Source organism: Mesorhizobium sp. XAP4, from assembly GCF_029269325.1.
Lineage (GTDB): Bacteria > Pseudomonadota > Alphaproteobacteria > Rhizobiales > Rhizobiaceae > Mesorhizobium > Mesorhizobium ciceri.
Genome location: NZ_JARIXW010000002.1, coordinates 375190 through 394670, shown reverse-complemented (window position 1 = coordinate 394670; position 19481 = coordinate 375190). Strand labels below are relative to the sequence as shown.

19 protein-coding genes are annotated in these 19481 nt (G+C 64.1%); 13 read left to right on the top strand and 6 right to left on the bottom strand.

The window, feature by feature from the left end:
* Positions 1-17: 17 nt before the first annotated feature.
* The 4 genes from P3C39_RS10795 (at position 18) to P3C39_RS10780 (ending at position 3735) form a co-directional block, all read left to right on the top strand.
* Positions 18-818 carry a ParA family protein gene (locus tag P3C39_RS10795; RefSeq protein WP_275953384.1) on the top strand — a complete coding sequence of 267 codons (801 nt, stop codon included), beginning with the start codon at positions 18-20 and terminating at the stop codon, positions 816-818.
* Positions 819-881: 63 nt separating this feature from the next.
* The gene (locus tag P3C39_RS10790) at positions 882-1772 is read left to right on the top strand and encodes a ParB/RepB/Spo0J family partition protein (RefSeq protein ID WP_013528737.1); all 891 of its coding nucleotides are present in this window, start codon (positions 882-884) and stop codon (positions 1770-1772) included.
* Between the two features lie 514 nt (positions 1773-2286).
* On the top strand, positions 2287-2913 hold the full coding sequence (locus tag P3C39_RS10785; RefSeq protein WP_127366385.1) for a DUF1326 domain-containing protein: 627 nt from the start codon (positions 2287-2289) through the stop codon (positions 2911-2913).
* Between the two features lie 33 nt (positions 2914-2946).
* The gene (locus P3C39_RS10780) at positions 2947-3735 is read left to right on the top strand and encodes a DUF2182 domain-containing protein (RefSeq protein WP_275953385.1); all 789 of its coding nucleotides are present in this window, start codon (positions 2947-2949) and stop codon (positions 3733-3735) included.
* A gap of 45 nt (positions 3736-3780) precedes the next feature.
* Here P3C39_RS10780 and holA read toward each other — a convergent pair whose 3' ends face one another.
* Complete coding sequence (gene holA / locus P3C39_RS10775) at positions 3781-4824, bottom strand: DNA polymerase III subunit delta (RefSeq protein ID WP_013528740.1); 1044 nt, start codon at positions 4822-4824, stop codon at positions 3781-3783.
* 350 nt (positions 4825-5174) lie between these two features.
* Here holA and P3C39_RS10770 point away from each other — a divergent pair, with 350 nt between their 5' ends.
* The 5 genes from P3C39_RS10770 to P3C39_RS10750 all read left to right on the top strand — a co-directional run bounded on the left by P3C39_RS10770 (position 5175) and on the right by P3C39_RS10750 (position 11391).
* The gene (locus P3C39_RS10770) at positions 5175-6407 is read left to right on the top strand and encodes a 3-methyl-2-oxobutanoate dehydrogenase (2-methylpropanoyl-transferring) subunit alpha (RefSeq protein ID WP_013528741.1); all 1233 of its coding nucleotides are present in this window, start codon (positions 5175-5177) and stop codon (positions 6405-6407) included.
* A gap of 4 nt (positions 6408-6411) precedes the next feature.
* Positions 6412-7425 carry an alpha-ketoacid dehydrogenase subunit beta gene (locus P3C39_RS10765; RefSeq protein ID WP_013528742.1) on the top strand — a complete coding sequence of 338 codons (1014 nt, stop codon included), beginning with the start codon at positions 6412-6414 and terminating at the stop codon, positions 7423-7425.
* A gap of 1 nt (position 7426) precedes the next feature.
* Positions 7427-8743, top strand: a complete 1317-nt coding sequence (locus P3C39_RS10760; RefSeq protein ID WP_275953386.1) for a dihydrolipoamide acetyltransferase family protein — start codon at positions 7427-7429, stop codon at positions 8741-8743.
* A gap of 201 nt (positions 8744-8944) precedes the next feature.
* Positions 8945-10342, top strand: coding sequence for a dihydrolipoyl dehydrogenase (lpdA, locus tag P3C39_RS10755; RefSeq protein WP_063169593.1), 1398 nt, complete (start codon positions 8945-8947; stop codon positions 10340-10342).
* 173 nt (positions 10343-10515) lie between these two features.
* On the top strand, positions 10516-11391 hold the full coding sequence (locus P3C39_RS10750) for a glycosyltransferase (RefSeq protein WP_275953387.1): 876 nt from the start codon (positions 10516-10518) through the stop codon (positions 11389-11391).
* Between the two features lie 41 nt (positions 11392-11432).
* Here P3C39_RS10750 and P3C39_RS10745 read toward each other — a convergent pair whose 3' ends face one another.
* Positions 11433-12536: a saccharopine dehydrogenase family protein gene (locus P3C39_RS10745; protein WP_127365716.1), complete on the bottom strand. Its 1104-nt coding sequence runs from the start codon at positions 12534-12536 to the stop codon at positions 11433-11435.
* 115 nt (positions 12537-12651) lie between these two features.
* Between P3C39_RS10745 and P3C39_RS10740 the strand changes: the two genes are divergently transcribed.
* Positions 12652-13080 carry an Lrp/AsnC family transcriptional regulator gene (locus P3C39_RS10740; RefSeq protein ID WP_013528746.1) on the top strand — a complete coding sequence of 143 codons (429 nt, stop codon included), beginning with the start codon at positions 12652-12654 and terminating at the stop codon, positions 13078-13080.
* Between the two features lie 51 nt (positions 13081-13131).
* Here P3C39_RS10740 and P3C39_RS10735 read toward each other — a convergent pair whose 3' ends face one another.
* The 3 genes from P3C39_RS10735 to P3C39_RS10725 all read right to left on the bottom strand — a co-directional run bounded on the left by P3C39_RS10735 (position 13132) and on the right by P3C39_RS10725 (position 16131).
* Entirely contained in the window at positions 13132-14502 is a 1371-nt protein-coding gene (locus P3C39_RS10735; protein ID WP_024504077.1) for a HAMP domain-containing sensor histidine kinase, read from the bottom strand.
* Entirely contained in the window at positions 14499-15173 is a 675-nt protein-coding gene (locus P3C39_RS10730) for a winged helix-turn-helix domain-containing protein (protein WP_013528748.1), read from the bottom strand. The genes P3C39_RS10735 and P3C39_RS10730 overlap by 4 nt, the downstream gene beginning before the upstream one ends.
* 160 nt (positions 15174-15333) lie before the next feature.
* On the bottom strand, positions 15334-16131 hold the full coding sequence (locus P3C39_RS10725) for a hypothetical protein (protein WP_275953528.1): 798 nt from the start codon (positions 16129-16131) through the stop codon (positions 15334-15336).
* Between the two features lie 232 nt (positions 16132-16363).
* Between P3C39_RS10725 and P3C39_RS10720 the strand changes: the two genes are divergently transcribed.
* On the top strand, positions 16364-16999 hold the full coding sequence (locus P3C39_RS10720) for an isoprenylcysteine carboxylmethyltransferase family protein (protein WP_275953388.1): 636 nt from the start codon (positions 16364-16366) through the stop codon (positions 16997-16999).
* Positions 17000-17009: 10 nt separating this feature from the next.
* Here the strand turns inward: P3C39_RS10720 and P3C39_RS10715 are convergent, their stop codons facing one another.
* Entirely contained in the window at positions 17010-17495 is a 486-nt protein-coding gene (locus tag P3C39_RS10715) for a hypothetical protein (protein ID WP_024504073.1), read from the bottom strand.
* 220 nt (positions 17496-17715) lie between these two features.
* Between P3C39_RS10715 and P3C39_RS10710 the strand changes: the two genes are divergently transcribed.
* Together P3C39_RS10710 and P3C39_RS10705 are read left to right on the top strand one after the other, a co-directional pair.
* Positions 17716-18081 (top strand): RidA family protein, encoded by a 366-nt coding sequence (locus P3C39_RS10710; protein WP_013528752.1) that lies wholly within the window; start codon positions 17716-17718, stop codon positions 18079-18081.
* A 26-nt stretch (positions 18082-18107) separates the two neighbouring features.
* On the top strand, positions 18108-19343 hold the full coding sequence (locus P3C39_RS10705) for an amidohydrolase/deacetylase family metallohydrolase (protein ID WP_275953389.1): 1236 nt from the start codon (positions 18108-18110) through the stop codon (positions 19341-19343).
* The last annotated feature ends 138 nt before the right edge of the window (positions 19344-19481 follow it).

Below are 19481 nucleotides of genomic sequence, written 5' to 3'. Positions count from 1 at the left end.
ATTTCTGGCATAAACCCATGATGAAGAATGGCCCCCGAATCATCACCGTAGCCAACCAGAAAGGCGGCGTCGGCAAGACAACCACCGCCATCAATCTGGCGACCGCGCTGGCCGCGATCGGCGAAAAGGTGCTGATCGTCGATCTTGATCCGCAGGGAAATGCCAGCACCGGTCTCGGCATCGACCGCAAGGACCGGACGGTGTCCTCCTATGACGTGTTGACCGGCGAGTTGGAGCTGGAGGCCGCGGCCATCCCGACGGCGGTGCCCGGCCTGTCGATCGTGCCGTCGACGCTCGACCTGCTCGGCATTGAAATGGAGATCGCCTCCGCGTCCGACCGGGTGCTCAAGTTGCGTAATGCGCTGCGCGCCGCGACCGAGCGCGGCGCACCCTTTGGCTATGTGCTGATCGATTGCCCGCCATCGCTCAACCTTTTGACCTTGAATTCAATGGCTGCGGCCGATTCTGTTCTTGTGCCGCTGCAATGCGAGTTCTTCGCGCTCGAAGGTCTCAGCCAGTTGCTGGAGACGGTCGAGCAGGTGCGCCGCTCGATCAATCCGGATCTGACCATCCAGGGCATCGTGCTGACCATGTATGACGGCCGCAACAATCTCGCCAACCAGGTGGTGCAGGATGTGCGGGCGCATATGGGCGACAAGGTCTACGAGACCGTCATCCCGCGCAATGTGCGGGTGTCCGAGGCGCCGTCCTACGGCAAGCCGGCGATCCTTTACGATCTGAAATGCTCGGGCAGCCAGGCCTATCTGCAACTGGCGTCGGAAGTGATCCGCCGCGAGCGCAAGTTACGCGCCGCTTGATTAGACTCCCTGCAATCTAAAGAGCCGATTCGATACCGAAACGATCCGGAACCTGGAATAAAGATGAGCGAAGACCTTTCGAGAAAGAGACTGGGGCGTGGGCTGGCGGCGCTGATCGGCGAGATCGATCGCCCAGCTGCGCCTGAAAAACCAGGCATGAGCGCCGACGGCAAGGTGCCGATCGAGTTCCTGACCCCCAATCCGAAGAATCCGCGGCGGCATTTCGGCGACGCCGAGCTGACCGACCTTGCCCAGTCGATCCGCGAACACGGCGTCGTCCAGCCGGTGGTGGCGCGTCCTTCGCCGGCACAGGCCGGCCGTTACGAGATCATCGCCGGCGAGCGGCGCTGGCGCGCGGCGCAGCGCGCCGGGCTGTCCGAGATCCCGGTCATCATCCGCGAGGTCAACGACCGCACCGCGCTCGAGCTGGCGATCATCGAAAACGTCCAGCGCACCGACCTCAATGCGGTCGAGGAAGCGCTTGGCTATCAGCAGCTGATCGATGAGCACGGCTACACCCAGGCCGATCTCGGCCAGGTGATCGGCAAGAGCCGCAGCCATGTCGCCAACACGCTCAGGCTCCTGAAGCTGCCGGACGTGATCCGCGACATGCTGGTCGACGGCGCGCTGTCGGCGGGCCATGCCCGCACGCTGGTGACGGCGGAAGATCCGGCCGGCCTTGCCAAGCGTATCGTCGAAGAGGGCCTTTCGGTACGCCAGGCCGAAGCGCTGGCCCAGATACCGGCCGGCACCAGCAGCACCAAGGAAGCCAAGCCGGCGCCAAGTCCGGAGCAAAAGGACGCCGATACGCTGGCGCTGGAAAAGCTGTTGACCGATACGATCGGCATGATTGTGTCAGTGGATCACAAGGGCAAGGGCGGCACTTTGCGGGTTTCATACCGGTCGCTGGAGCAGCTTGATGAGCTGTGCAGAAGGCTGAAGCAGGAGCGTTAGTTAGCCGGCGAAGTATATTGAGACCGGAGATTGCGCATGTGGAAAGGGGCTGGCCGTTTGGCCGGCCTTTTCCTTTTGGGGCGCTGGTGATTGGCGAAATCGGTGACGCCGCGAATCTCCCTCCTTGAGGGGAGATGGCCGGCAGGCCAGAGGGGGTCGCCCCACATCAAGCGCCGGGCCCCTGCGGGAACGAAGAAGAGGTCAGCGCCCCACGCGCGGCGGCCCCCTCTGTCGCCTTCGGCGACATCTCCCCCCTCGAGGGGGAGATCAGGCTCGCTCCCCAGCCTCGCGCTCTCAACCGCGATCCCAAGCAGCGCCTGCCGCCAGCCCTGCCGCTCGCGGCTTGACAGTGCCAGGCAACGGCGTAACCTATATTAGATATGGCTTAAATTATGTGCCCTAGCGTGCCGGTCAGTCGAGGCGGGCGCTATTTGCCGTTCCTACAACAATCGTGAAATGGCACTGCCCCGCCAATGCGATATGCCGACGCGCCTGACGCAAGTGGGAGGTGCAAATGGCAGTCCGTTGGCAATTGTCCGGAAGTTACTTCGAAAATTGTAGCTGCGATGTCGTATGTCCTTGTCTGCTGTCCACCAACGCGCAGCTGACATCGAAGCCGACGAAAGGTGTTTGCGACGTCGGTTTGGTCTTTCACATTGATACGGGCAACTACGGCGACGTTCGATTGGATGGGCTCAGTGTCGCGATGGTCGCTCACACGCCGGGTCCTATGGCAAACGGCAATTGGACGGCCGCCGCCTATATCGACGAACGGGCCGATGACAGGCAAACAGAGGCGCTAGGTGCCATCTTCACCGGCGCTGCGGGCGGCCCTATGGCGGTGCTGGCACCCATGATTGGCACGAATCTTGGCGCCAAGAAGGTGCCGATAAGCTACCGGATAGACGGCAAGAAGCGGTCGGCGGAGATTGCGGGCGTCATGCAGATGGCGGTCGAGCCGCTGCCGACAATGCGCGAGGACGGGCAGATGTGGGCGGCCACCGGCCATCCTGTCAATCCCGATTGGCTCGCCCTGGCGATGGGGGCGGAAGGCAGTACATTCAGCGATCATGGCATGAGCTGGGACAATTCCCGCCGAAACGGACATTACGCCCCGATCAATTGGTCTGGGCAGCAGTAGCCGTTGGCAGCGTAGCACGGAACGACCTCGTCCATGGCCCCGACGTTGCAGCGATACATCATTCTCGCGCTGCTGATCGCTATCGCTGCGGCGGCGTGGACCCTGCTTGTCTGGCAGCAGATGGGCATGGACGCGGACATGCGCATGGAAATGTACGCACTCACCATGGGTATGAAGGCGCCGCTGTTTCTTGCCATCTGGATGATCATGATGATTGCCATGATGTTTCCGACGGCCGCGCCCATGATCCTGACGTTTCACCAGGTCCAGGCCGGCAAACAGAGCCGGGGCGAGACCTTTGTCTCGAGCTGGGTGTTCGTGGCCGGGTATATGCTGGTTTGGGGCGTGATCGGCGTTATCGCCTTTGCCGGTGCGGCGGGTGCGGAGATGCTTGCCGGGCATGTGGGATTGTCCGCTGCGACGGCCGCGCGTATCGGCGGCGCGCTGCTGATGATTGGGGGCGCCTATCAACTCTCCCCACTGAAAGATCTGTGTCTGGCCAAATGCCGCACGCCGATTGGCTTCATCCTGACCTCATGGCGCGATGGTTATTGGGGTGCGGTTCGCATGGGCCTGGAGCATGGACTTTTTTGCCTGGGCTGCTGCTGGCTTTTGTTTCTCGCCCTCTTTCCTCTCGGGATCATGAACGTCGCCGCAATGGCCGTGGTCACCTTGCTGATCTTTGCGGAAAAGACCCTCCCGTCAGGAGGTGGGATCGCAAAGGTGTCGGGCATCGCTCTGCTTCTTTACGGCGCGGCGGTGCTGGTGTTTCCACAGGCGCTGCCAACCTTCCAGCAGGTGGGCGCTATGACAATGAATTGACCGATGGAGGCAGCGCTCGGTGCCGAGAAGAGGAGGATCGCTCTCCTACCTCTGCGCCAACCTGCTGCTCTCCACCGCAATGCCAAGCAGCGCCTGTCTTGCCAGCGCCACGGAAAGATCCGGCCGCCGTCTGGTCTGCAGCACCGCCGTCTGCAGCCGGGTCAGTGCGCGGCCGAGCGCTTCGGTGCTCCAGCGTTCCAGCGCTTTCTCCACCAGCTTGCGCCGCGAGAAAAATACCGGCGGGCGGGCGGCGGCAACGACCGAGGCGGCGTTGCGGTTGCCGGACTCCATCTGGCCGCGCATGATTTGGATCTGCTGCAACTGCCGCATTGCCGAGGACAGCACCAGGAAGGGCTGGCCGCCGGACTGGCAATGGCGGGTGAAGGCGGTGTCGAAGTCGCCGATCTTGCCTTCGAGAAGCGCGTCAACCGCGTCGTCGAAAGACGCGCCGGAGACATCACCTGACATCGCTTTGACCTCCTCCAGGCCGATCTCGGTCTGGCCATGGGCGTAGAGCACAAGCTTCTCGATCTCACCGCGCGAGGCCAGCCGGTCGCCGCCGAGATTGCGGCGCAGCGCCTGTCTCGCTTCCATGGTCATCGACATGCCGGCCCTGCCCAGTTCGCCGTCGATGACGGTGTCGATGTCGCGGGCTTCATCGGCATAGCAAGGCAGGGCCATGGCGTTGTCGGCCGCCTCGACGATGGCGCGCAGGCCGACACCTTTCTTGAGGTCGCCGGCCTCGATGAGAATGATCGCATCGCGCGCGGGCTCGGCCGTCAGCGCCTTGACGTCGTCGGCCAATGCCTTCTGGCCGCTGGCATTGCGCACCCACAGCAGGCGCCGGTCGGAAAACATCGGCACGGTGCGGGCCTCGTCGAGCAGCCGGCCCTCGTCGCGGTCGACCTCCGACCCCTCCAGCCTGACCACCGAGAAGGGATCGTCGAGCGGCAGGCCGGTCTTGCCGGCAAAGGCCTTTGCTCGCTCGGAGACGAGGCCGCGATCGGGGCCGTAAAGCAGGACGATGGAGATCCGCTGGTCCGGCTTCGCGAGCCAGCCATCGACCTCATATGCTTTCTTCTGTGCCATGGCGGGCTGGTTAGCATGATGTGGGGGCGGCATCCAGCTTGGGCGAACGGTCGACCCCCACTCCGTCGAGCTTCGCTCGACACCTCTCCCCCGATCGACGGGGGAGAGGAAAGGCGCGAGTTCGTCGACCAATCACCTTATCTGCCGGCAAACCTCGCCCAACCTTCTCTCTAATTGCGCGCCACCGCCCAAATCGACAAGAAATTTCGCGGACATATCTTCATCTTGGGTGCGGGAGGCTGGATCGGCCGGCGCGGCCGGGACCGACGTCCGCAGGCCACCCGACAAATTCGCACTGGCGGCGCAGATATGCAAATATCTGTTCCAGGCAACATTGGAGGACAAAGGTCATGGCCGATGCTGGGATGTTGCGGTTTCATGTTCCGGAACCGGAAGTGCGGCCGGGCGGAACGCCTGACTTTTCCAATGTGCCGATCCCCAAGGCCGGCTCGGTGCCGCGCCCGGAGATCGATGTCGATCCGCGCACCATCCGCGATCATGCCTTCTCGATCATCCGCGTGCTGAACCGCACGGGCGAGGCCGTCGGCCCGTGGGCCGGCCTGCTGTCCAGCGACGAGCTTCTCACCGGCCTGCGCCACATGATGACGCTGCGGACCTTCGATGCGCGCATGCAGATGGCGCAGCGGCAGGGCAAAACCTCGTTCTACATGCAGCATCTGGGCGAAGAGGCTGTGGCTTGCGCCTTCCGCAAGGCACTGGCGCCGGGCGACATGAACTTTCCGACCTATCGCCAGGCCGGGCTGCTGATTGCCGATGGCTACCCGATGGTCACGATGATGAACCAGATCTATTCCAACGAAGCCGACCCGCTGAAGGGCCGGCAATTGCCGGTCATGTATTCGTCAAAGGAGCACGGCTTCTTCTCGATCTCCGGCAATCTGGCGACGCAGTACATCCAGGCGGTCGGCTGGGCGATGGCCTCGGCGATATCGAACGATTCGCGCATCGCAGCCGCGTGGATCGGCGACGGCTCGACGGCCGAGTCCGATTTCCACTCGGCGCTGGTGTTCGCCTCCACCTACAAGGCGCCGGTCGTGCTCAATGTCGTCAACAACCAGTGGGCAATCTCGACCTTTCAAGGCATCGCGCGCGGCGGCTCGGGCACGTTCGCGGCGAGGGGCCTCGGCTTCGGCATCCCGTCGCTGCGCGTCGACGGCAACGACTATCTCGCGGTGCATGCGGTCGCCAAATGGGCGGCGGAGCGGGCGCGCAGCAATCTCGGGCCGACGCTGGTCGAATATGTCACCTACCGTGCCGGCGCACATTCGAGCTCGGACGACCCGTCCGCCTACCGGCCGAAAACCGAATCCGACGCCTGGCCGCTCGGCGACCCGATCGTGCGGCTGAAGAACCATCTCATCGCGCTCGGTGTCTGGTCGGACGAGCGTCACGCGCAGGCCGAGGCGGAAATCCTCGACACGGTTATCGCGGCGCAGAAGGAAGCCGAAGGCCACGGCACGCTGCATGCCGGCGGCAAGCCGTCGACGCGCGACATGTTCGAAGGGCTCTACGCCGAAATGCCGCCGCATCTCAGACGCCAGCGCCAGCAGGCGGGAGTCTGAAGCCATGCCGAGACGGACCATGATCGAAGCCATTCGCGATGCCATGGATGTGTCGATGGGGCGCGACGAGAAAGTCGTCGTGTTCGGCGAGGACGTCGGCTTCTTCGGTGGCGTCTTCCGCTGCACGCAGGGCTTGCAGGCCAAATACGGCAAGAGCCGCTGCTTCGATGCGCCGATCAACGAATCCGGCATTGTCGGCTCGGCCATCGGCATGGCCGCCTACGGGTTGAAGCCGTGCGTGGAAATTCAGTTTGCCGACTACATGTACCCGGCCTACGACCAGCTGACCCAGGAAGCAGCCAGGCTGCGCTACCGCTCCAACGGCGATTTCACCTGCCCGATCGTGGTGCGCATGCCGACCGGCGGCGGCATTTTTGGCGGCCAGACGCACAGCCAGAGCCCTGAGGCGCTGTTCACCCATGTGTCGGGGCTGAAGACGGTGGTACCGTCCAACCCGCACGACGCCAAGGGGCTTTTGATCGCGGCGATCGAGGATCCGGATCCGGTGATCTTCCTCGAGCCGAAGCGGCTCTACAACGGTCCGTTCGATGGTCATCACGACCGGCCGGTGACGCCCTGGTCGAAGCATGAGCTGGGCGAGGTGGCCGACGGCCACTACACGGTGCCGCTCGGCAAGGCGGCGATCCGCAGGGCAGGCTCGGCCCTCACCGTGCTCGCCTACGGCACCATGGTCTATGTCGCGCAGGCGGCTGTCGAAGAAACCGGCATCGATGCCGAGATCATCGACCTCAGGACCCTGCTGCCGCTCGATCTCGATACGATCGTCGCCTCGGTGAAAAAGACCGGGCGCTGCGTCATCGTGCATGAGGCGACGCTGACCTCGGGCTTCGGCGCCGAGCTGTCGGCGCTGGTGCAGGAAAACTGTTTCTATCACCTCGAAGCGCCGGTTGCTCGCGTTGCCGGCTGGGACACGCCCTATCCGCATGCGCAGGAGTGGGATTATTTTCCCGGTCCCGCCCGCGTTGGCCGTGCCTTGCTTGAAACCATGGGAGCCTGAGATGGGCGAACACATCATCAAGCTGCCCGATGTCGGCGAAGGCGTCGCCGAGGCTGAGCTGGTCGAATGGCACGTCAAGGTCGGCGATATCGTCCGCGAGGACACTGTGCTCGCCGCCGTCATGACCGACAAGGCGACGGTTGAAATCCCCTCGCCGGTCGATGGCGAGATCCTGTGGCTGGGCGCCGAGATCGGCGACACGGTGGCCATCGGTTCTCCCATCGTGCGGCTGAAGGTGGCGGGCGAGGGCAACGCCAAGCCGCAAGGCGCCGAAGAGGAAGCGGTGTCCGCTGAGCCTCCGGCAAAACTTCCGACGCCGAAGCCCGAGGCTGCTGCGCCGGTCGTGAAGACATCCCCAAAGAGCGACGAGCCCAAGGCGAAACCGGCAGCCTCACAGAAAAGCACGGCGCAGCCTTCCGTCTCCGGCGCGCCGCGGCTTCAAGGCGAAAGACCGCTGGCGTCGCCGGCCGTTCGTCTGCGGGCAAAAGAAGCCGGCATCGATCTCAGGCAGGTTGCCGGATCCGGTCCGGCCGGTCGCATCGGCCATGAGGACATCGAAGCGTTCCTGGCCCGCGGGCCGCAGGTCGCAAAGGCATCCGGCCTCGCCCGCAACGACGCTGTGCAGGATATCAAGGTGGTCGGCTTGCGGCGCAAGATCGCCGAGAAGATGTCGCTGTCCAAATCGCGCATTCCGCACATCACCTATGTCGAGGAGATCGACGTCACCGCACTGGAGGAATTGCGCGCGGCGCTCAACAAGGAGAAGCGTCCTGGCGTGGAGCGGCCGAAACTGACGCTGCTGCCGTTCCTGATGCGGGCGATGGTCAAGGCGATCGCGGACCAGCCCAATCTCAATTCCCTGTTCGACGACGAGGCCGGCATCGTCCATCAGCATGGCGGCATCCATATCGGCATCGCCGCACAGACGCCGTCGGGGCTGGTGGTTCCGGTGGTCAAGCACGCCGAGGCGCGCGACATCTGGGATTGCGGCGCCGAGGTCATCAGGCTGGCCGAGGCGGCCAAGTCCGGCACGGCAACACGCGACGAGCTGTCCGGCTCGACCATCACCATCACCTCGCTCGGCGCCATGGGCGGCGTGGCGACGACGCCGGTCATCAACCATCCGGAAGTGGCGATCGTCGGCGTCAACAAGATGATGGTGCGGCCGGTGTGGGACGGCACCCAGTTCATGCCGCGCAAGATGATGAACCTGTCGTCGAGCTTCGACCATCGGGTGATCGATGGATGGGATGCGGCGGTGTTCATCCAGCGGATCAAGACGCTGCTGGAAACGCCGGCGCTGATTTTCGTGGATTGAGGGGATGAGAACGGTCGCAAGGGCCCCCTCACCCGGATTGCCAAAACCGAATTGCGAAGGGCAATTCGGGGCAATCCGACCTCTCCCCGAGGGGAGAGGAGGTCGCCGGCGTCTGTGCTCGCCTCTTCTCCCCACCGGGGAGAAGGTGGCCGCGAAGCGGCCGGATGAGGGGGCCTTCGCCACCAGAAAGAGCGTGCCATCATGAAAGAAATCTCCTGCAAGCTGCTCGTCATCGGCGCCGGGCCGGGCGGCTATGTCTGCGCCATCCGGGCCGGACAGCTCGGCGTCGATACGGTGATCGTCGAGGCCGGCAAGCCGGGCGGCACCTGCCTCAATGTCGGCTGCATCCCGTCCAAGGCGCTGATCCATGCGGCGGAGGAGTTCGAGAAGGTGTCGCACATGGCGGGCGGCAAGAGCCCGCTCGGCATTTCGGTCACCGCGCCGACGCTCGATCTTGCCCGGACCGTCGCCTGGAAGGACGGCATCGTCAGCCGGCTCAACAGTGGCGTCGCCGGCCTGCTCAAGAAGGCAGGCGTGAAAACCGTGCATGGCTGGGCGAGCTTTCGCGACGGCAAGACGGTCGCGGTCGAGACCGAGACGGGCGTGCAGGTGATCCGGGCCGAAACGATCGTCATCGCCTCCGGCTCGGCGCCGGTGGAGCTGCCGTTCCTGCCGTTTGGCGGTCGGGTGATTTCGTCAACCGAGGCACTGGCACTCAGCGACGTGCCGAAAAATCTCGCGGTCGTCGGTGGCGGCTATATTGGGCTGGAACTGGGCATGGCATTTGCCAAGATGGGCGCTGAGGTGACCGTGATCGAGGCCTTGCCGCGCGTGCTGGCGCAGTATGATGCCGAGCTGACCCGGCCGGTGGTCAAGCGGCTCACCGCGCTCGGCGTCGAGGTGATGCTGGGCGCCAAGGCCAAGGGGCTTTCAACCAAGGGTGACGCGTTGCTGGTCGAGACCTCGGACGGCAAGAGCGCCAAGGTCGCCGCCGAAAAAATCCTGGTCACGGTCGGGCGCAAGCCGGTGACCGAAGGCTGGGGGCTCGAGCAGATCGACCTCGACATGGCCGGCAAATTCATCCGCATCGACGACCAGTGCCGCACCTCGATGCGCGGCATCTTCGCCATTGGCGACGTCACCGGCGAGCCGATGCTGGCGCACCGGGCGATGGCGCAGGGCGAGATGGTCGCCGAGATCGTTGCCGGCCACAAACGCAGCTGGGACAAGCGTTCGATACCCGCCGTTTGCTTCACCGATCCCGAACTGGTGACCGCTGGTCTTTCGCCGGAAGAAGCCAAGGCGCTCGGCGGCGAGATCAAGATCGGCATGTTCCCGTTCGCGGCCAACGGCCGGGCGATGACGAAGCTGGGCGAGGACGGCTTTGTCCGCGTCTTGGCCCGCGCCGACAACCATCTGGTGCTCGGCATCCAGGCGGTCGGGCAGGGTGTGTCGGAACTGGCGGCGGCGTTCGGGCTGGCGCTGGAGATGGGCGCGCGGCTGGAGGACATCGCCGGCACCATCCATGCCCATCCGACGCAGGGCGAAGGGTTCCAGGAAGCAGCGCTGAAAGCGCTGGGACACGCGCTGCATATTTAGAGGAAAGGGGCGAACCTGTTCGAGCCAGCTCTCTTCCTTCCCTCGCCAGCCCATCGATCAACTCGCCAGCCGCTCATCTAGGCGCGACCAAAGCGATTGGCGGGAAAGTGCCGCGTACCATGTTTTCCGAGAACCGGATTCCACCCTTCGGGATCATGCTCTAGTCTCCTCCCATGAGCACCGACCTGAAGAAATACGTGGCGATTCGCTACAACACCGCCACCGGCTTCATGCCGAGCCAATGGAATGGACACGGCAGAGCCAATCTCGACCCGGTGTGGCTGGTCGAGCGGCTGGCGCTGTTCGACACCTATTGCGCGCCGTCGCTCGAGCGCCAGTCGCAGAAGGACTTTACGGTCCTGATTGCGTTCGATTCCGAAACACATGAGAACTACATCCGGATCGTCTGCGCCTGCGCGGCCGGGATTGATGTCAGGCCGGTTCTCATCAAGGCCGGCGAGAACTACAATGTCGCCTTCAATGCGTTTGTCCAAAGCGACACGGATGCCGAATTTGTTTCGCTGACTCGGCTCGACAGCGATGACGCGCTGGCGCCGACCTTCATGGAGCGTGTCGATTTCTACGCGCGCCGGGAAATCGCCAAGGGCGAGGTGAACCAGCAACCGCTCTATATCGCCTTTCCGCACGGCCAGAATTTCGATGCGGCAACCAACCACTACACGCAGCACGAATATCCAACGTCGGCCTTCGGCACTCTGGTCGAGAAGCGATCACCGTCCATGAACGGGGTCTATTGCGACGAGCACACGAAGATGGCGACGCGTTTCAACACTGTCGGGGCGGCCTCGAAGGAGGCTCAATGGTGCATCGTCATTCATGACAACAATGCAGCCAATGTCTTGCGCGGCAAGCCGGTCGCGGAGCCGGCTTTCACCGTGGGCCGGCCCGGTGCCGAGACAAAAGCGCGCGCGCCGGCTCGAAAAGAGACTACGCAAAAGCAGATGCCGCAGACTTCGGCCAAGGCCTCGCGCAACGCCGGCAATTTTGTCCGGTTTCTGCTTGGGCGGCCGATGGTCTTGCGGAAGTAGTTCGATCGCTAATCTCCCCTCAAGCGGGGAGATTATGCGCTTCACCCCGCCAGCCGACTCACCATTTCGTGCTGGGCATAGGCGCGGCCAAAACGGTTGGCTAGAAACGCGTCCAGCGCGATGTCTTCCTGCTTGATGAAGCCGGTCGCCGGCAGGCTGCCGTCGGCCAGCATGTCGAGCACGGCGCAGATGCCGGACGCCGTGGTGATCTGGATGGCGCTGCGCACCACCTGGCCGATACGCTGGGAATAGACCTTGTTGGCGTAGGTCTCCTGCAGCAGGCGGCCGTTCTTGCGGCCGGAGACGGTGACGAAGACGATGACGACGTCCTGCAATGTCGCCGGCAGGGCGCTTTCAAAAATGTCCTTCAGCACGTCGCGGCGATGGCGCAGGCCGAGGTCGTTGAGCAGCGCCTTCATGATCGCGGCGTGGCCGGGGTAGCGGATGGTGCGGTAGTTGAGCGTGCGCACCTTGCCCTTCAGCGTCTCGGCCAGCGTGCCGAGCCCGCCGGAGGTGTTGAATGCCTCGTAAGTGACGCCGTCGAGCGAGAACTCCTCGCGCTCCTCCAGTGGCGGCACCTCGACCAGCTCGCCCTCGACGATCGCCTCGCAGGGCTCGCAATATTCGTTGATGACGCCGTCGGTGCTCCAGGTCAGATTGTAGTTCAGCGCATTGGAGGGATATTGCGGCAAAGCGCCGACGCGCATGCGCACGCTTTCCAGAGAATCGAAGCGGCTGGCGAGATCGTTGGCGACGATCGAGATGAAGCCCGGCGCCAGGCCGCATTGCGGAATGAAGGCGCTTCTGCCCGAACGCGCCAGTTCCTTGACGCGGCGGGTCGAGACGACGTCCTCGGTCAGGTCGAGATAGTGCACGCCGGCACTGGCGGCCGCCTCGGCGATGCGGGTGGTCAGATGGAAGGGAGCGGCGCTGAGCACCGCGAATTTGCCGGCGAGTGCGGCTTCAAGCGTGCCGGACGCTTCGATGTCGAGCTCCAGCGTCGCAACCGTGGCCGGGACTTCGGCAGCAGTGAGCTGTGCTGCCGAGCGGTCGACGAGCGTGACCTGATAATCTCCCGTGGCGGCGAGCATCTCGGCAATGGTCGAGCCGATCTTGCCGGCGCCGACAACGACAATTTTCTTCATGACAAATCCCTCACTGGTTGTGAGCACAGATTCGCAGCTTGCCCGTCGAAAGGAAGCGTGGTTCTGTACGAAACGAACCCATTGATTGGTCAGTCCGCCGAGAAGAATCGTCGAAATGCTCAGCGATGCCGAACAGACCCTGCTTTCGCTGCTGCGCGAGAATGCGCGCGCCTCGACCGCCGAGCTGGCGCGGCGGCTTGGCGTCTCGCGGACAACCGTGCAGAGCCGGATCGAACGGCTGGAGCAGCGCGGCATCATATCAGGCTACGGCGTGCGGCTGGCGCCGGATTATGAGCAGGGGCTGGTGCGGGCGCATGTGCTGCTCACCGTGACGCCCAAGCTTGCCGACAAGGTGGTGCGCGGCCTGCGCGGTTTGGCGACGGTCCGGACGCTGCATTCGGTCAGCGGCAATTTCGACATGATCGTCATCGTCGACGCCCCATCGATCCGCGACCTCGACATGCTGCTCGACCAGATCGGCGCCATGGATGGAGTCGAGCGGACGCTGTCGTCGATCATCCTGTCGACGCGGATAGATAGGTGAGGGGACCTCTCAACCCAAGCTGGGCTTGAACAGCACCAGCCGTTTCGCCGGCTAATCCGTCGCCAGCGGAAAACGCACCACCACCGCAAGTCCCGGTCGGCAATCCTCGAGCGTGATCGATGCGCCGTGCAGATCGGCGATGGCCCGGACAAGGCTGAGCCCGAGGCCGCTGCCTGATGTCGAGCGGCTGTGGTCCAGCCGGTAGAGCCGCTGGAACACTTTCTCGCGCTCTGCCGCCGGAATGCCGGGACCGTTGTCGGCGACGCCTGCAACGACGCGTTCGTCCTGGCGCGCCACCGACAGCTTTATCGTCGTGCCCGATGGACAATGGCGCAACGCGTTCTCGACCAGATTGGCGAACATCTGCGTCAGCAGCTCGCGATCGCCATGGATCCGGTCCGTCGTTTCCTGTGGTTGCGCCAACGACAGCGACTTTCCGTCGTCCTCGGCAACATCGGCATAGATCTCGGCGATGGTTTGCAGCACCTCGCCCAGATCGACATCGGTGAACCGCGCCCGGCGGGCGCCGGCCTCGATCTGCGCGATGCGCAGCAGGGCATCGAAGGTCTCGTTGATCTGCAGGCTCTCGGCATGCGCCTCCGCCAGTTCAGCGGCGATTTTCCGGCCCGACAGGTTCTTTTCCGACGCGGTGTCGAGGATCATCTGCAACCGGTTGAGCGGCGTCTTCAGATCGTGGGCGATGTTGGCGCTGACCTGTTTCATGCCTTCGACCAGCGCCGACAGGCGGTCGAGCGCGGCATTGACCTGGCTGGAGACGATGTCGATGTCGTCGCCCTTGCCGGTCAGCGGAATGCGGGTGTCCAGCCGTCCATGCGAGACATCCACCATGGTGGCGGCGATGCCGTCGAGACGGCGCTGGACGCGCGAGGCGAGCAGGGCGCCGCCGGCGACCGCCAGCCCGGTGATGATCAGGGTTCCCCAGCCAAAGCTCATCAGCACGATCCTCTCCAGCTCCTCCGTCTCGGAAAGGCTGAAGGCGACGGTCAGCGTGTTGCCGCCGACCGGGCCGGAATAGGCGCGGTACTCGGCGCCGGGCGGCACGCCGGGCATTTCGGTGTCGAACATCGAGAAGCCGTCGGGAAGCCCTGCGGCGGTGAAGTTGCCGGCCAGGCGATTGCCCGTTGCGTCGGTCAGGGAAAACAGCTGCTCCTTCTTGAGGCTGCGCAGGGAGTGGCTGCCGACGGTCTCAACCAGCTCCTTGAGATCGTTCTCGGCATAGGTCGCGGCGACGACCGCGTAGGTTTCCTTGATGGTGTCGTCGAGCCGCTCGGCAAGATCGGCGCTCATCATCTGGTAGACGATGGCGCCAGACAGGACGAAGGCCAGCACGAACAGGAAGGCGAAGGTCAGGGCAAGCCGGAATGGCGTGCTGCGCAGCAGGCGGGACCATGTTCCGGTCATGGCGCGTGCAGGCTGTAGCCGGTGTTGCGGACGGTGTGGATGAGCTGGGTTTCGAAGGGCTTGTCGACCTTGGCCCGCAGCCGGCTGATATGGGTCTCGACGACGCTGGTCCTGGGATCGAAATGAAAATCCCAGACCCGCTCCAGAAGCATGGTGCGGGTGATGACGCGGCCTTCGCCGCGCATCAGCACTTCCAGCAGGCTGAACTCCCGCGGCTGCAGGTCGATCGGCTGGCCCCGCCTCGTGACGCGGCGCATGATCAGGTCCATTTCGAGGTCGGCGACCCGCAGGACGGTTTTCTGCTCCTGCGCCGCCGGCCGCCGGCCAAGCGCGTTGATGCGGGCGAGGAGTTCGGAAAAGGCGAAGGGCTTGACCAGATAGTCGTCGCCGCCTGCCTCGAGCCCCTCGACGCGGTCGTCGATGCCGCCGACGGAGGTGAGGAAGATCGCCGGCGTCCGCACGCCGGCGGCGCGCACCGCCTTGACCATCGACAGGCCGTCGAGACCGGGGATCATCCGATCGGCGACGATCACGTCGTATTTGCCCCGGGTCGCCGCGAACAGCCCGTCATGGCCGTTGCGCAGGAGATCGCAGACATGGCCGGCCTCGGTCAGTCCCCTGACGATATAGTCGGCCGTCCTGTGGTCGTCCTCGACGAGAAGCAGTCGCATGAAAGGTCCGGTCCGTTGCCGAGATGGAGAGGCTATCACCGGCACGGGCTTGTTCCTAGGATGTCACGAAGGCGCAGGCATGGTGGCGCTAGAACGTTCACGATTGGCCGAAGCGGTGGGGTTTTCGGCAATTGTCAATGCTAGCGCATCCGCCCTGCACCTAGTCCAGGTCCAGCAACAGTTCATCGGCTTCGTTGGTTGTCCCCTTCAGGGTCATGTGCAGGACGAGCGCAATGATACAGCCGAGGAAGAGCAGGCTGGTGAAGATGGTGCCGAAGCCCAGGCCGCCATGCCTGGCCGACCGCGACAGCAGGTCGCCGAAGGAGGCGCCGAGCGGCCGCGTCAGGATATAGGCGAGCCAGAAGGCCAGGATGCCGTCGAGATTGAGCAGCCAGTAGGCCAGCACGATGAGCGCGATGGCGCCGCCGAACAGCAGGCCTGTGGTGAGGTAGCCCATGTCGAAGCTTTCGGCGACGAGATCGCCGGCGGCGGTGCCGAGCGCGAAGGTCAAGAGGATCGCCAGCCAGTAGAAGATTTCGCGCCTGGTGGTGAAGATGGTGTGGATCGACAGCGTCCGTTCGCTGGCGTACCAGACCGCGAATGTCGCGGCGAGCGCAACCGAGAAGGCGATGGTCGTGGTCTGCAGGCGCACGCCGAAAGTGTCGACGAGATTGTCCGTCACCAGGGTGCCGACGATGCTGATCAGCACCACCGCCAGCCAGTAGGCCCACGGCACGTAACGCTTCTGCGCAAACTGCAGGACCAGGGCCGCGATCAGGATGCCGGTCATGATCAGCGAGGTGGCGGTCAGCCCAAGCCCGATCGTGTCGGCAAGATAATCCGCCGCGGTCTCGCCGGTGGTGACCGCCATCAACTTGATCACCCAGAAATCGAGAGTGACGTCGGGAACCCTGTTGTGACTCGGTGGGGCGGGTTGTTGCCTGTTGGGCGCGAGCATGGCTGAAGTCCTGAGGTCGACGGTTGCGGCGGTGGCGATCCCCGCAGCGTAAGCAAACGAGTTCACGCCGGCCTGTCCGGCGGCATACAAATTCGTAAGAATGGTCGTGGGCCGCGCAAAGGTCCTTTACGAACGCCCGGCGCTGCGCCGATAGAGGGCGTGCGCCTTTCATCCGCCATCAATGTCATGCCCATTGCTCACGGGCACTCGTCAGTGCCCCAGGAAACACCAAATGACCTACGCTACCCTCAAGCCGGTTTCCCAGGTCTTCGACCAGCGCAAGCGCCTGATCTTCGTGCGAGTTGCGGCGGCGCTGGCGGTGTTGCTGCTGTTTCTCACCAAGCCGGGGCTGAGCGAGGGCTCCGACGGGCACGAAACGATCGAATTCTTCGGCTTTTGCCTGGTGCTCGTCTGTGTCGTCGGGCGGCTGTGGAGCATTCTCTATGTCGGCGGCAAGAAGAACGAGGAACTGGTCTCGACGGGACCGTTCTCGACCACGCAGAACCCGCTCTATTTCTTCTCGACGGTCGGCGCGGTCGGCATTGGATTGCTCTACGGCTCGCTGATGGCGGCCGTGGCGCTGGGCCTTGCCAGCTTTTTCATCTTTCGCGTCACGGCGCGCAAGGAAGCCGAATTTCTGCTCGGCAAGTTCGGCCCAGCCTATCTTGCCTACACCAAGAGCACGCCCCGGTTCTGGCCAAACCCGCTGCTCTACCGCGATGATGACGAACTGCAGTTCTCGACGCGGGCTTTGAAGCGCACGTTTTTCGACGGGCTCTATTTCCTCGCCATCTTCCCGGCCATCGAACTGGTCGAGCATTTCCGGGCGACCGGCATGCTGTTTCCGGCCTTCGTCACGCTCTACTGATCAGCTGGCTCTAGCTGCCGAGCGGATGCGGCATGTAGCCGACGAAGCCTGATATCTTCCAGCTTCCGCCGACCTTGCTGCAGAAATACAGCGTCTGCCATTTCAGCCGGTCGACGCTGCCGTCCGCCTTGGCGACCGAGCCGTCGAACTTCTTGTGCAGCACGGCGCGGTCGCCGTCGACGTCGATGTCTCGCATGTTGGTGACGCGAAACAGCGCCTCGCGCAGCGGCTCGGCGAATTTGGTCGCCGCCGTCTCTTTGGCCTGGCGCAGCCATTCGTCGCGATAGACGTCGAGCCTTGGAAACTGCAGCCGCCAGGCGTCGGCGTTGTGCAGGAAATGCGCATGCATGCCGAAGAAGCTCTCGGCAACGAAATCATCCTCGACCATGGCCCAGTCCTGGCCGATGAAAGCGTCGATGTCGCGCCGCACCAGCATTTCCCAGAGCGCGTGGCGATCGGCATCGCCTGATGGAAACGGGTTCTTGTCGTAGGTCATTGCTGGTGTCTCCGCTCTGGCAAATGCGTCTGTGCGGTGCGGCTTCCAAGCCGCCCGTCAGCGCGTACGATGCAAGGGCTCTTGTAATAAAGCAACGCAGATTTCCAAGAATGTTGCTTTCCAACAAGGCCCCTATGAGGATCGGCCGGATCGGCGTAAATGTCGATCGAAGCGGGCGCCACAATGGCACCCCGTCCTGTCATCAGAGGAGGCTTGTCCCTTGCCGAAACAGTGTTTTGGAACGTCGCATGTGCCGCTGTCGCCCGCCGTGCGGGCAGGCGATCTCGTCTATGTCTCGGGCCAGGTTCCCGTCGGCAGCGACGGCATCGTGGTCAAGGGCGGCATATCGGAACAGACCGAGCAGGTGCTCGCCAATATCAAGGCCGCGCTGGCGCTGGCCGGCTGCACCATGGACGATGTGGTGAAGACCACCGTGTGGCTGGAAGACGCGCGCGATTTCGGCGCCTTCAACGCCGTCTATGCCAGGCACTTTCCGAAGAACCCGCCGGCCCGCACCACGGTCGAATCGCGGCTGATGATCGATATCAAGATCGAGGTCGAGGCGGTCGCCTATCGGCCTCTGTAAGCAAAGCAACGAGCGGAGGTTATCCCATGCAATTCGACCTCCTGCTGAAGGGCGGACGGCTGATCGATCCGGCCGCTGGCCTCGACGCGCTGCGCGATGTCGCCATCGCCAATGGCCGCGTTGCCGCGGTCGACGCCGATATCCCGGCGGACAGCGCCGCGCAGATCGTCGATGCCGCCGGCTGCATCGTCACGCCGGGCCTGGTCGACCTGCACAGCCACGTCTATTGGGGCGGCACGTCGCTTGGCGTCGATGCCGACCGGCTGGCCGCCAAGAGCGGCACCACCACCTTCATCGATGCCGGCAGTGCGGGCGCCGGCAATTTCCTCGGCTTCCGCCGCCATGTCATGGAGCGCTCGAAGGTTCGCATCCTGGCCTATGTCAATATTTCCTTTGCCGGCATTTTCGGCTTCTCGCAGACGGTGTCGGTCGGCGAGTGCAGCGATCTCAGGCTCTGCGAACCGCGCGAGGTTGTGGCTGCGGTGCGCGAGCACCGCGATGTCGTGGTCGGCGTAAAGGTTCGCTCGGGCAAGCATGCCGGCGGCACCAGCGGCATCGCGCCGGTGGATCTGGCGCTGGAGGCCGCCGACCAGGCCGGCCTGCCGCTGATGGCGCATATCGACGAACCGCCGCCCGGCCGCTCGGAAGTGCTGCCGCGCCTGCGCAAGGGCGACATTCTCACCCATTGCTTCCGGCCTTTCCCGAATGCGCCGGTGTTCGCTTCCGGCGCGGTGCGGCCCGACATGCGGCTGGCGCGCGAGCGCGGCGTCATCTTCGACATCGGCCACGGCATGGGCTCGTTCGATTTCGCCGTCGCCCGCGCCATGCTCGAAGAAGGGCTGGCGCCCGACGTGATCTCGAGCGACGTGCATCTCTACTGCGTCGACGGTCCCGCCTTCGACATCCTCGTCTGCATGTCGAAGCTCCTGGCGCTCGGCATGCCGCTGGTCGAGGTCCTGCGCGCCGCCACGCAAGCGCCGGCGCAGGCGATCGCGCGGCCTGACCTGGGCACACTGGCCGTCGGCACGGTCGGCGACGTCGCCGTGCTCCGTCAGCGCCCGGGCCGCTTCACCTTCGTCGACGCGGTCGGCGCGTCATTGGTCGCCGACCAGAGGCTGGTGTGCGAAGGCATCGTTATCGGCGGCACCTGGTGGCCGAACGAAGCGGTCAACGATGTCAGCGAGACTGAGCGGTTTGTGGCGCATGCCGCGCATACCCATGTCGAGGTTGCGGCGAGGCACTTTGGGCATCGGCACGACTAGCTGATCTCGCCAGCTTGTGCCTGTCTTGGGACTGTGCGCTTGGCGAATGGCTTCCCCCACTCCGTCGCCGCTTCGCGGCGCCACCTCTCCCCCCTCCGGAGGGAGAGGAAGGGAGCCAAGGGCGGTGAACTCGCGCCT